Source organism: Kitasatospora papulosa (assembly GCF_000717245.1).
GTDB classification, from domain to species: Bacteria; Actinomycetota; Actinomycetes; order Streptomycetales; family Streptomycetaceae; genus Streptomyces; species Streptomyces papulosus.
Map to the genome: position 1 here is coordinate 738,992 of NZ_JNYQ01000001.1, position 12,534 is coordinate 751,525.

The 12,534-nt window shown below is 74.4% G+C and carries 10 protein-coding genes; 4 read left to right on the forward strand and 6 right to left on the reverse strand.

Annotated features, from left to right (window positions below; genetic code table 11):
- The first annotated feature begins 37 nt into the window (after window positions 1-37).
- Window positions 38-1,138, forward strand: a complete 1,101-nt coding sequence (locus tag IA22_RS0103220; protein WP_030122677.1) for a serpin family protein — start codon at window positions 38-40, stop codon at window positions 1,136-1,138.
- A 200-nt stretch (window positions 1,139-1,338) separates the two neighbouring features.
- Window positions 1,339-3,429, forward strand: coding sequence for a bifunctional glycosyltransferase 87/phosphatase PAP2 family protein (locus IA22_RS0103225; RefSeq protein WP_038271661.1), 2,091 nt, complete (start codon window positions 1,339-1,341; stop codon window positions 3,427-3,429).
- A 54-nt stretch (window positions 3,430-3,483) separates the two neighbouring features.
- Here IA22_RS0103225 and IA22_RS0103230 read toward each other — a convergent pair whose 3' ends face one another.
- From IA22_RS0103230 to IA22_RS0103250, 5 genes are read right to left on the reverse strand one after another with little or no spacing between them, the layout of a single operon-like run.
- Window positions 3,484-4,302, reverse strand: coding sequence for an ECF transporter S component (locus tag IA22_RS0103230; RefSeq protein WP_014156510.1), 819 nt, complete (start codon window positions 4,300-4,302; stop codon window positions 3,484-3,486).
- Window positions 4,299-6,014 carry an ABC transporter ATP-binding protein gene (locus IA22_RS0103235; RefSeq protein WP_030122679.1) on the reverse strand — a complete coding sequence of 572 codons (1,716 nt, stop codon included), beginning with the start codon at window positions 6,012-6,014 and terminating at the stop codon, window positions 4,299-4,301. The genes IA22_RS0103230 and IA22_RS0103235 overlap by 4 nt, the downstream gene beginning before the upstream one ends.
- Window positions 6,011-7,156, reverse strand: coding sequence for a CbiQ family ECF transporter T component (locus IA22_RS0103240; RefSeq protein WP_030122680.1), 1,146 nt, complete (start codon window positions 7,154-7,156; stop codon window positions 6,011-6,013). Before IA22_RS0103240 ends, IA22_RS0103235 begins: the two co-directional genes overlap by 4 nt.
- Window positions 7,153-7,830, reverse strand: a complete 678-nt coding sequence (locus IA22_RS0103245) for an SCO2322 family protein (protein ID WP_030122681.1) — start codon at window positions 7,828-7,830, stop codon at window positions 7,153-7,155. The genes IA22_RS0103240 and IA22_RS0103245 overlap by 4 nt, the downstream gene beginning before the upstream one ends.
- Window positions 7,827-9,086 (reverse strand): prenyltransferase/squalene oxidase repeat-containing protein, encoded by a 1,260-nt coding sequence (locus tag IA22_RS0103250; protein WP_015576992.1) that lies wholly within the window; start codon window positions 9,084-9,086, stop codon window positions 7,827-7,829. The genes IA22_RS0103245 and IA22_RS0103250 overlap by 4 nt, the downstream gene beginning before the upstream one ends.
- Window positions 9,087-9,359: 273 nt before the next feature.
- Between IA22_RS0103250 and IA22_RS0103255 the strand changes: the two genes are divergently transcribed.
- Window positions 9,360-9,878: a hypothetical protein gene (locus IA22_RS0103255; protein WP_015576991.1), complete on the forward strand. Its 519-nt coding sequence runs from the start codon at window positions 9,360-9,362 to the stop codon at window positions 9,876-9,878.
- Here the strand turns inward: IA22_RS0103255 and IA22_RS0103260 are convergent.
- Window positions 9,860-11,350, reverse strand: coding sequence for an extracellular catalytic domain type 1 short-chain-length polyhydroxyalkanoate depolymerase (locus IA22_RS0103260; RefSeq protein WP_030122683.1), 1,491 nt, complete (start codon window positions 11,348-11,350; stop codon window positions 9,860-9,862). The genes IA22_RS0103255 and IA22_RS0103260 overlap by 19 nt on opposite strands.
- A gap of 366 nt (window positions 11,351-11,716) precedes the next feature.
- On the opposite strand from IA22_RS0103260, the gene IA22_RS0103270 reads away from it, so the two are divergent.
- Window positions 11,717-12,493, forward strand: coding sequence for a 3-hydroxybutyrate dehydrogenase (locus IA22_RS0103270; protein WP_030122684.1), 777 nt, complete (start codon window positions 11,717-11,719; stop codon window positions 12,491-12,493).
- Window positions 12,494-12,534 lie beyond the last annotated feature (41 nt).

The window sequence follows — 12,534 nt, forward strand, 5'->3', positions numbered from 1 at the left end:
TGCGGGGGTACGAACCCTTTACGTGCAGGAGGAAACGATGGAGCGGGAAACCGGCCCGGAGGCAGCGGTCCAGCGGCTCGGGGAGCAGTGGACACGGGAGCTCACGCAGCCCGGCGGCAGCTTCGTGTGCTCGCCCGCCGGACTGTGGCTGGCCCTCACGGCCGTCGCCGCGGGCGCCCGAGGCGCGACGGCCGCGGAGCTGCGCGCACTGCTCGGGGTGGCCGGGCAGGAAGCCGCGGCCGTGGTGACGGAGGCGGCCAGGGACTGGACGCGCACCGCGGCACTGCGGGCGGCGACCCGGGTGTGGAACGGCGCGCCGGTCCACCCGGACTACGAACGGTCGCTGCCCGACGTCGCCTTCGGTCCCGTGGACGCCGTGGAGGCCGACGCGTGGGTCCGCGAGCGGACCGGCGGCCTGATCGAGAAGCTGCCGCTGGACATCGACGGCGGCATGGCGCTCGTCCTGGTCAACGTGCTCGCGCTCGAGGCGCTCTGGGAGAAGCCCTTCGACAGGGGCCGCACCCGCGACGCGGACTTCACCGACGCGGCCGGCACGAGCAGTCCGGTGGCGACGATGCACACGTCGGTCCCGCTCGCCGACGTGTGGACGGTGCCGGGCGGGTACGTCGTCGAACTGCGCTGCCGGGCCGAGCCGGACGGTGCCGCACCGGCGCGGGTCAGGTTCGTCCTCGGTGAGCCGGGCGAAGGGGCGGCCGAGGTACTGCCGAGGGCGTGGGCCGCCGCCGGGTCGCGCACCCGGGGAAAGACCGACGTGGTGACCGTCGCGTTGCCCCGGTTCACCCTGCGGACAAGGATTCCCGTCACGGACCAGCTGCCCGCACTGGGCGTGCGGCTCGCGACCGACGCCGTCGCAGCCGACTTCTCCGGCCTGTCGCCCTGTCCTCTCCACATCTCCGAGGTGGTCCAGGGAGCGGTCGTGAAGATCGCCGAGAAGGGTGTGGAGGCCGCGGCGGTCACGGTCGTGGCGATGCGGGGCCTTGCCGTACCGCCCCGGGTGGTGCGGCACATCGCCTTCGACCGGCCCTTCGGCGTCGTGGTCCTGGACGGTTCCTCGGACGTCCCCCTCTTCGCGGGATGGCAGGCGGACGCCCCCCTCTTCGAGGACCGGGAGGGCTGACCCGGGCGGAACGGTGGCGGTGCGTCGGCAGGCCCCCGGCGGGCCGCCCGACGGTATCCGGGCATTGTTTCGGTAAATCGATGGTGACAGTCAGGCGAAGACAGGGTTGGTTGTGTCTATCTCATCGGGCAATGCGAGGCTTCATCCGCACAAACCCGGGCCGAGGGGACAGTGCACGGAAACGGGAGGGTCGGCGCAGCGTGACAGATGTGGAGCGCAGTGTGCGGGGGGACGCGGCGGGGGATCCCGGAGCGAGGGCCGCGGTGGTCAGGGCCGTCCTCTGGCTGCTCGTGGGGGTCCTGGCGGTACGGCAGGTGGCGGTGGTGCTGCGCCGCCCGCCCGGCGAACGCCTCACCGACCTGGAGACCTGGACCGGGGCGACCGGGGTCCTGCACATCGCGGGGTCGCTCTACGACCCGGGCCGCTTCACCGGCACACCGTTCGCCGGACTGGTGCTGAAGCCGCTGACGGTCTCGGCCGAACAGGCCCTCGGCGTCGTCTGGACCTTCGGCTCCCTGCTGCTCGTCGTGCTGCTCGGCTTCGTCGCCGTGCGCGCCCTGCCCGCACCCGTGAGCAGGCGCACCGCGTTCCTCGCGGCGCCCGTCGCGATCACCCTGCTGATGGTGTCGCTGCCCGTCCGCAACACGCTGCACCTGGGCCAGACCAGCATCCTGCCCGTCCTGCTGGTGCTGCTCGCCTGTTTCGCGGTACGCGGTGAGCGTCTTCCCGGTGTGCTGACCGGTGTCGCAGCCGCCCTCCAGCCCGCAGTCCTGCTGTTCGCCGCCCTGTTCTGGCTCACCGGAAGACGCCGGGCGGCCGTGGGCGGCGGTGTCACGTTCGTCGTCTGCACGGCGCTGGCCTGGGCGATGATGCCGCGTGACTCGTGGGCGTACTGGGTGCACCACCTCGCGGGTGCCGGACTCGGCGAACGGCCGGACAGCCTGGCCAACCAGTCCCTGCACGGCGCGTTGCTGCGCTTCGGGCTCCAGGGGCCGCTGGAGATCGCCCTGTTCCTGGTCCTCGCCGCCGTCGTCGTCGTCCTCGGACTGCGCCGCGCGGCCCGCTACGCCCGGGACGGGCAGCTGCTCCTGGCCGTCGCGGTCACGGGCTGCGTCGCCGTCGCCGTGTCGCCCACCGCCTGGCAGCACCAACTGCTCTGGGTGCTGCTCGCCGTCGTCGGCCGCGTCGGCACCCGGGCCTCGGACCGGCTGGTCTGGCCGGCGGTCGTGGTGCTCGTACTCACCCTGCCGGGGAAGATGCTCCTGCCGAACGTCGGCGTGGTCCTCCCGGTGCGCGACAACGTGCTGCTCGTCGCCGCGCTCGCCGCGGCCTGCGCGGTGCCCTTCCTGTCCCGCACCTCGCCCCACTGGCGGCAGCCGGTCCCCACGGACTACGCGAAGCCCGTGCCGGCGCGATTCGCGTGGGTGCCGCTGGTGCCCCTGTGGCGCCGGGTGCTCAGCCGCCCCAACCTGCTGCTGGAACTCCTGCTCATCCGGGTCGTCTACTCCGCCTACGCGAAGGTCCGGCTGGCGGCGACCGCCGGGCGTTCCGCCGCCGAGGAGCACGGCCGGCAGATCCACTCCGCCGAGCAGTGGCTGCACATCGACATCGAGCACTGGGCGAACCACACCGTCGTCGGCATCCCCTGGCTGCGCGACTTCTTCGACTACTACTACTCGACGTTCCACTTCATCGTGCCGCTCGCGATCCTCGGCGTGCTGTACGTGCGCAGACCCTCCGACTACCGCTGGGCCCGCACCACCATCGGTTTCGCCACGGTCCTCGCCCTCCTCGGCTTCTGGCTCTACCCGCTGGCACCCCCACGGCTCATGCCCGGCCTCGGCTTCATCGACACGGTGCACGGCGTGCAGGACCTCGACAGCCCCGACTTCGGGGCGCTGACCGCGGTGACCAACCAGTACGCGGCGATGCCGTCCCTGCACTTCGGCTGGTCGCTGTGGTGCGGTCTGGTGATCCTGCTGCTCGCGCCGAAGCTCTGGATGAAGGTCCTGGGGCTGCTGCACCCGTTGTTCACGGTCTCCGCCATCGTCGCCACGGGCAACCACTGGGTGCTGGACGCGGTCGGCGGCGGCGCCGTCGTGGCGGCCGGCTTCGGGCTGACGTACGTCCTGGCGGGGCCGCGCAGGCTCCAGGCACTTCCGGATGCGCGCCGCGGCACCGACAGCGGCGCGGGCGGGAGGCCGGAGCCCGAGGCAAGGGACGACGGGGACACCGGGGACGACTCGGGGCGGCCGGTCGTGGTGGCCGGCCCCGCGAGCAGCAAGGCGTAGGGCCCGGTACGCGGGCCGAACGGCCGGCCGCACAGCACGCCCGGGCCGGAGGGGTCAGTCCGCGCGGGCCTCGAACTCGGCGCGGGCGTCGAACGCGGCGCGCCGGGTGGCCCGGCGCAGAGCTCTCAGCAGCGTGGGGCCGACGGCCAGGGTCAGCACCACGGTGAGGGCGGCGCGGCCCAGGTCCCAGCCGAGCGAGGTGGCGGCGCAGTACGCGAGGAAGCGGACCAGGTTCTCGTGCAGCGGGTCGCCCGCGATGAAGGAGATGCCGGAACCGAGCCCGGAGACGATCGTCCAGCCGTACAGGTTCATCACCGTGCCGTACGCGAACGCCGCCACGAAGCCGTAGCCCGCGAGCATCAGCAGCTCGCCCCGGCCGCGCAGCCGGTCCGGGCCGGGCAGCAGGCCCGCGCCCATGGTGAACCAGCCCATCGACAGCATCTGGAACGGCATCCACGGCCCGACCCCGCCCGTCAGCAGGGCCGAGGCGAACATCGTGACCGAGCCGAGGACGAATCCGAAACCGGGGCCCAGGACCCGCCCGCTCAGCACCATCAGGAAGAACATCGGCTCCAGGCCCGCCGTCCCCGCGCCCAGCGGACGCAGCGCCGCGCCGACCGCGGCGAGGACCCCCAGCATCGCCACCGCCTTCGCGTCCAGGCCGGAGTCCGCGATCGTCGCGAGGACGACGCCGACGAGCAGCACCAGCAGCACGGCGAACAGCCACGGCGCGTCCTCGGCGTGCGCGAGACCGGAGTCGGCCCCCGCCAGCAGCGGCCAGCCGAAGCCGACCAGCCCGACCGCGCTGACCAGGACCAGCGCCGCGACGGCGTGCCGGCCGAGCCGTACCGGGCGGGCGGAACGTTCCGTCACGCGAGACCCTCCAGGGCCCCGCGTACCTGGGACACGGTCAGCCACTGCCGCGGCGCCAGGATCTTCGCTGTCTGCGGGGCGAAGGCGGGGGAGGACACCACGACCTGCCGGGTCGGACCGTCGGCGACGACCTCACCGTCGGCGAGGATCACCACCCGGTCCGCCAGCTCCGCCGCCAGCTCCACGTCATGGGTGGCCAGGACGATGGCATGGCCCTCCGCGGCCAGCCGTCGCAGGACGCCGACGAGCCGCGCCTTCGCGGCGTAGTCCAGACCGCGTGTCGGCTCGTCGAGGAGGAGCAGCGGAGGGCGGGCGGTGAGCACCAGGGCGAGGGCGAGCGCGAGCCGCTGGCCCTCCGAGAGGTCGCGCGGATGGACGCCGTCCGGCACACCGGGCAGCAGCTCGGAGACCAGGGCGCGGCAACTGCCCTCGGACGCCCCCGCGTCGGAGTCCGCGGCCGCGCACTCGGCGGCGACGGTGTCCGCGTACAGCAGATCGCGCGGTTCCTGCGGTACGAGCCCGACCCGGCGCACCATGTCGCGGGGCGGCGTGCCCGAGGGCTGGAGACCGCCGACGAGGACGGAGCCCGTGCTCGGCCTGACCGTCCCGACCAGGGTCGAGAGCAGGGTCGACTTGCCCGCGCCGTTGCGGCCCATCAGGGCCACGGTCTCACCGGGCGCGACGGACAGCGTCACCCCGCGGAGTGCCTGGACCCGCCCGTGCCGTACCCCGACCCCCTCGGCCCGGGTGACCACGCCGGCGACCGGAGCGGGTGCGGGGGCCGGGGCCGGACGGCGGCCGAGCAGCCGGCCGAGGAGGCCGGGGCGCGGCGCGGCCGGTCCGGGCAGCGGGGCGGGGGCGGCGCCCGCCGGTATCCCACGCTCCGGCGGATCCACGTCGGCCAGCCGCTCCCGCAGGTCCACCGCACGGCGCCGGGCGTCACGCACCGACAGGGGCAGCGGATCCCAGCCCACCAGCCGGCCCAGGTCCACCACCGGCGGACGGACGGGCGAGAGGGCCATGACGTCCGCGGGTGCCCCCAGCACCGGGGCGGCACCGGGGGCGGGCAGCAGGAGGACCTGGTCCGCGTACTGGACGACACGCTCCAGCCGGTGCTCGGCCATCAGCACCGTCGTGCCCAGGTCGTGCACCAGCCGCTGGAGCACCGCCAGCACGTCCTCGGCCGCCGCCGGGTCCAGGGCCGACGTCGGCTCGTCGAGGACCAGGACCCTGGGGTGCGGGGTCAGGACCGAGCCGATCGCGACCCGTTGCCGCTGGCCTCCGGAGAGCGTGGCGATCGGCCGGTCGCGCAGCTCGGCGAGTCCCAGCAGGTCCAGCGTCTCCTCGACCCTGCGGCGCATCACGTCCGGGGCGAGGCCCAGCGACTCCATGCCGTACGCCAGCTCGTCCTCGACGGTGTCCGTCACGAAGTGGGCGAGCGGGTCCTGGCCCACCGTGCCCACCAGATCGGCGAGTTCACGCGGCTTGTGGGTGCTGGTGTCGCGGCCGCCCACGACGACCCGGCCGGACAGCACCCCGCCGGTGAAGTGCGGCACCAGACCGGACACCGCACCCAGCAGAGTCGACTTGCCGACACCGGAGGGGCCGACGGCCAGCACCAGTTCGCCCTCGGGGATCGTGAGGTCCACCCCGGACAGGGTGGGGCGCTCGGCGCCGTCGTACCGCACCGAGACCTGCTCGAACCGGATCATGCGTGCTCCTTGGAGTCCGAGGAAGAGGGGGGAAGCGGTGCCACCGCGGCGGGCAGCAGGCCGATCAGCACGGCGGCGGCGGGCCACAGCGGCAGCACGGGAGCGGTGAGCGGCAGGACACCGGGGCGCAGGGCCTCCGGGTCGGCGGCACCCGCCCAGATCATCAGCACCGCGACGGACGCGCCCGAGCCCGCGACGAGCCAGGCGCGCAGGCCCCAGCGGTCCGGCCGGTAGCGGGTGCGGACCGTGCGGCGGCCGCCCAGCCTGAGCCCGGCCCCCGCCGCGACCAGCCCGGCCAGCAGCAACGGCAGCCCGTGCACCCCGCCCTGCGCGGCCAGCAGTCCGTACGTCCCCGCGCACACGCCGAGCAGCCCGCCCAGCGTCAGCACGTGCGTGGTGCGCCGGACGGCGGGCGGAACCTGGGCGGTGCGCCCGTACCCCCGCGCGTCCATCGACGCCGCCACCGCCACCGAACGCTCCAGCGCGCCCTCCAGCACCGGAAGCCCGATCTGGAGCACCGCCCGGACCCCGCCGGTCGGGCGGCCGCGCAGCCTGCGGGCCGTCCGCAGCCGGGCCACGTCGGCGACCATGTTCGGCGCGAACGTCATGGCGACGACCACGGCGACCCCCACCTCGTACAGGGCGCCAGGCAGGGACTTCAGCAGCCGGGCCGGATTGGCCAGCGAGTTCGCCGCACCGACGCAGATGAGCAGGGTGGCCAGCTTCGCGCCCTCGTACAGGGCGAAGACCACCTGCTCCGCAGTGACCCGGCCGCCGATCCTGACCCCTTGCGCCCAGTCGGGCAACGGCACCTCCGGCACCGTGAACAGGGTGTGCGTACCCGGCAGGGGCGAGCCGAGGAAGACGGTGAACACCAGCCGCACCGCGACGACGAACAGACCGAGCTTGATGAACGCCCCGTACGACCGGGCCCACGGCGCGTCCGTACGGCGCGCCGCCACCACGTAGCCCGCCACCCCGACCAGCAGTCCGAGCAGCAGCGGGTTGGTGGTGCGGGACGCGGCCGTCGCCAGCCCGAGCGCCCACAGCCACCAGGCCCCCGCCGGAAGCGCGTTGCCGCGCGTCGCCGCGGGCGCGCGCAGGGCAGGGCGGAGCCGGGCCGGGCCGGTGGCGCGGGTCATCGGCGGCGGCGGGCCCGCAGCACGCCGGCGACACCCAGGACGAGCACCGCACCGACACCCGTGAGCACACCCGCCGACGGGCCGCCGTCGCCGGACGCGCCCCTCGCACCGTCCGCGGCGGGTGCCGGGGCCGTGCCGTCGGACTTCGCGGCCTCCGGCTGCCCGGCGACCTGCTCACCGCATCCGGAGCGCGGGTAACCCGAGATGGCGCAGAGCATCGCGGAGCTGTCGTACCGCAGCGGCTTCGCCACCGAGGCGAGGGCTTCCGCCGTGCTCGCGTCCGGTGCGACCCGGGCGCAGGCGGTGCGCGGAGCCGGCGCCTGCTCCCCGTCCGGCGCGTCCGCCGCCGTGCCCGGGTCGATGACCAGCGCGATCCGCTTGAGGCCGTCCTTCTGCGGGGTGTCCGCGCAGACGGTCCCGAAGTCCGGGGCGCGCCGCGGCTGCGCCGCGTCCCGGGAGTCCTCGCTCACCGAGAAGCGGAATCCCTGCACCGCGCCGTCGTCCGGCCGGACCGAGGACGGCCCCTGGGTGGCGTACGTCCAGCCCTTCCCGCCGTCGCCCTCCCAGAACGACCAGTAGCGGTAGCCGGCCGCGTGCGCGTTCCCGGCGCCCAGCAGGACCAGCAGGGCGGCGACGACGAGAAGCGGCGTCGCCCTGCCCGGCGGGCGGCTCACAGCTGCTGGTTCTTCCGGCGGCCGCTGAGAAGGAATCCGATCCCCGCGCCGAAGGCGAGGCCGATGCCGATGATCCACCAGAGGCCGAGCCCCTCGTCGTCGCTGCTCGTGTCCGCGGGCTTGGACGGCGTCGTCGCGGTCGGCGAGGGCACGGCCGTGGCGGCGGGCGCCGGGCCCGTGGCGTTGAGCTGCCGGACCAGGTCGACGCCCCCGAAGTCACGGGCGTCGGCGCCCGTCGCGTGGGCGGCGAGGACCAGCTGGGCGGTGGCGGCCGGGCCGCCCTCCTTCGCCCAGCCCTGGGCGTGCTTCGCCAGATACGCGACCGAGTCGGCCGCCGCGTCCTTGTGCCCGGCCGCCGCAAGCGCCACGACGGCGTCGGCCGTGTTGCCGAAGTCGGGCTGCGGGTCGGACTCCTCGGCACCCGGCATCGGAGGCAGGTCCAGATAGCCCTTCCCGGCCAGCGCCTTCGCCAGGTAGGAGGCGCCGTTCTGCGCGGACTGCTCGGGGGTGAGACCGTCGCCCTTCGTGCAGACGGGGGCCTTCACCGCGTTGTAGTTCCCCGCGGCCATGCCCTTGCCCATCGAACCGAGCACCGCGGCCGCCGTGGCGTCCGCGTTCGCGGCCAGCTTGCCGGTCTTGTCCGGCTGGTAGGCGAATGCCCCGCCGTCCTCGCCGCCGCAGGGCAGCGCGAAGGTCTGCAGCGCCGTGTACGGAGTCTTCCCGCCCGCCTTGGTGAGGTCGGCGAGCGGTACGCCCGCCCGGGCCAGGGCGCCGTTGACGACGGCGGTGGAGTTGGCGTCGCTCGGGCTGCCCGGGTTGTAGCCCCAGCCGCCGTCGTCGTTCTGCACGGACTTGAGCCAGGCGACCCCGTTGTCCACGACCTCGCGGTGCACCCCGAGCTCGACCACGGCCTGGACCGCCGCCGCCGTCGCGTTGGTGTCGGCGACCGTCTTGTCGTCGCAGGGGCGGGAGGCGTCGCGGTACGAGGCGAAGGCCCCGCTGTCGCACTGCTGGCCGACGAGCCAGTCCACCGACTTCGTGGCGGGGGTGACCAGCTCGATCTTCTGGGCGAGGAAGGCCAGCGACTGGCGCCACACCCCGTCGTACGTCGGGTCCTTCGTGCCGTACAGCCCCTCCGGGAGGTCCGGTGCGGAGGAGGACGGGGACGGGCTCGGCGCGGCGACCGCGGCCGGGGCGGCCGCTCCACAGAGCACGGCGGTGAACGCGAGCGCTGCCGCGCGGCGGCGTACGGACATGGCGGGTGGGGCCTCTCGAATGGGGTCTTCCCCCGCTCGAGCTGGGCCGAGAGCGTAGGGATCGGGTCGGCACCGGATTCGCACCGGCTTCCCCCGTACGGGCATGATGACGACCAGCCCACTCTACCGGGGCGCTCCCCACCCCCTCCGGGCGGACAGTCGACCCCGCTCCGCCGCGGGCCTTCCCAGCAGGTCAGAGCCCGTGCGAGACTCCGGCGGGGGTCACATGGGCGCGTGCCCGTGGGGGAGGAACGACCGGGGCGGGAAGCACCAGTGCGCGGAACCAGAAGAGGCACGGCGGCGGTCGCCGTCACGGCGGCCGGACTCATGACGCTGACGGCGGGCTGCGGCCTCGTCGGGGACGCCGGGAGTGCCCCGGCCCCCTCCCCGGACCCCACCCCGCCGTTCACCGCGCAGACGGTCGCCGACGAGATAGCCGGCTTCGCCCGGGCCGCGGGGCTGCCCGACGGGGACACCTCGGAGGCCGGTCCGGCGCAGGGCGACTGGCGGGCCTGCGTGGCGCCCTGGACCGGGGAGGCGCCGACGGCCGGAGCCGCCGGAGCCTTCGACGCGACGGTGACACGCCTGCGACAGCACGACTGGGAGATCGTCTCCAGCCACACCGAGCAGGACATCACCTACCGCACCCTCAGCAAGCGGGGCTGGATGCTGTACGCCCGGTACTACGACGGTGACGGCGCCGGCACCGCGCGGACCGTGTCGCTCAACGCGGTCGAGGACAGCTGCCGACTGCCCGGGAAGGTCAGGGCCGACTACGAGGACCCGGTCTGACAGCCGGAGTCGGCGATCACGAAGTGGCCGGCCGGGGACTCGCGGAGGGTGTGGGTGACGAACACGTTGTACAGCCCCATGTCCTGGTTCGAACCGTTCGCGTAGGCGTGGCCCCCGGAGACGTGGGCCCGGCCGGCCGTCACATGCGCGTAGTTCGTCGCGGTGAAGCACGTGGCGGGGGCGGCGCCGCCCGTGGTGGTCGCGGTCACGGCGGACGAGCCCGCTCCGGCGGTCCCCGACGGGTCGGCCGCCGTCACCGAGTAGCGGTAGGCGGTGCCGGCGGTCAGGCCGGTGTCCGTGAAGGACGTGGACGCGGTCGTGGCCACCTTCGCGCCGTCGCGGTACACCGTGTACGAGGCCGCGCCCGTGACCGCGCTCCACGTCAGTGACGCGCTGCTCGACGTGACCCCGGTGACCTTCAGGCCGGCCGGGGCGGGCAGCCCGGTCCCCCCTCCCGGCGCCGTCCTGTCCAGCCCCCAGAACACGCCCGTGTGGTAGGCCGAGCAGATGGTGTCCAGGAAGTACGCGGCAGTCGAGCCGCACTGCTCGGCGCCCGATCCGGGGCTCACCGGCAGACCGTGCCCCATGCCCGACACCGAGAAGGTCTCCACGGCCGGCCGCCCGGACGCGTCGTCGTAGACGCTCCGGGTGGTGTTGCCCGGCAGGCTCTCCGTGCGGGACGGGGTCTGGCCGATGCCCCACACGTCGGTCCACTGGTCGCGCAGCGCGGTGGCGTTGGCCGGGTGGACCGTGTAGTCCGACGTGCCCTGCCAGATCGCCACCCGCGGCCAGGGCCCGGTCCATCCCGGGTGGGAACCACGGACCTTGTCGCCCCACTGGGCGGGCGTGAGCTTCTGCGGGCCCGTCTGGCAGCCTGAGGCGGCGGCCTGGCTGGTGGCGCACTGCGCGGGCAGGCCGGAGGCCACGGACCCGCCCGCGAAGACGTCCGGGTAGGCGGCCAGCAGATCGGCGGTCATCCCGCCGCCCGCCGACAGCCCGGTGACGAAGACCCGGCGGCCGTCGGAGCCGTAGGTCTGCTTCGCGTACTCGACCATCTGCACCACGGACGCCGCCTCGCCCCTGCCCCGCGTGCTGTCCGCCGGGTCGAACCAGCCGAAGCACGACAGGGCGTTGTTCGCCGAGGTGGTCTGCGGGAAGACCACGTCGAAGCCCCACAGGTCGGCGTACTTGGTCCAGCCGGAGTTGGTGTAGTAGGCGTTCGCCGACTGCGTGCAGCCGTGCAGGGCGACCACCAAGGGCGCGCCCGCCGGTACGCCGTCGGGGGTGTAGGCGAACATCTGGAGATTGCCGGGGTTCGAGCCGAAGCCGGTGACCTGCTGGAGTCCGGCGGCCGCGGCGGCCGTGGGGGCGGCGACGGCGGGGGCCGGGTGCGCGCCGAGCACGGCGAGCAGGCCACAGGCGGTGGCGGAGGCGACGCGGCGGAGCAGGCGTCGCAGGATCGGTGGGCGCACGGTGGGGCCTCCTCGTCGGACGTGCGGAACGGACAGGCGTGCGGAACGGCGGACGCGCGGAACGGCGGACGTGCGGAACGGCGACGTACGGGGCCGACCGAGGGGCGGAACCGGCGCGTCCGCGCAACCGGCCGGTCCGCGGAACTGCTGCCGGAACCTACGAGCCGGGGGCCTGGCCGCCCATGTGGCAGGGGGACATCCGCCGCCCGCCACTGTGTGCGGCGCTCCTCTTGCGCACGTTCCGGGCCTCCGGCCGCCCGCCGTGCCCGCCGGACCGCACCATGTACGCCGCCACCATGCGGACGCCCCAGGGTGTGTGCACCGACCCCGTGTGATGCGCGCGGCGACGTCCTTACGGTGACGCCCATGCAGAATTCCCGGACCCCCGAGCACGACCCCCGCACCCTCGCCGGACGCACCGCCCTGGTCACCGGTGCCGCGAGCGGCATCGGACTGGCCTGCGCAGAGGCACTCGCCGCCGCGGGAGCCCGTGTGCACGTGGTGGACAAGGCGCGCGACGCCGCAGAGAGCCTGGCGAAACGCATCGGCGGAACGGCCTGGGTGGCCGACCTCTCCGTGGCCGAGGAGGTGGACGGGCTGCCCGCCGACGTGGACATCGTGGTCAACAACGCGGGGCTGCAGCACGTGGCGCCCGTGCACGAGTTCCCGCCGGACCGCTTCGCCCTGATCCACCGCGTCATGGTGGAAGCCCCGTTCCGCGTCTTGCGCCGCACGCTCCCCGGCATGTACGAACGCGGCTGGGGCCGCGTCGTCAACATCTCGTCCGTGCACGGGCTGCGCGCGAGTCCCTACAAGTCGGCCTACGTCTCGGCCAAGCACGCACTGGAGGGTCTCAGCAAGGTGGTCGCACTCGAAGCGGCGCCGCACGGCGTGACGAGCAACTGCGTCAGCCCCGGCTACGTCCGCACGCCCCTGGTCGAGGACCAGATCGCCGACCAGGCCCGCAGCCACGGCATCTCCGAGCAGGAGGTGGTGGGCCGGGTCCTGCTGGAGCGCAGCGCCCTCAAGTCGCTGATCGAACCCGGTGACGTGGCCGAGGCCGTCCTGTGGCTGTGCGGACCGGGCACGACGCACATCACGGGGAGCTCCCTCACGATGGACGGCGGCTGGACCGCCAACTGACCGGACGGGAGCGCCGACCGACCACCCACCACCCGTGCGAG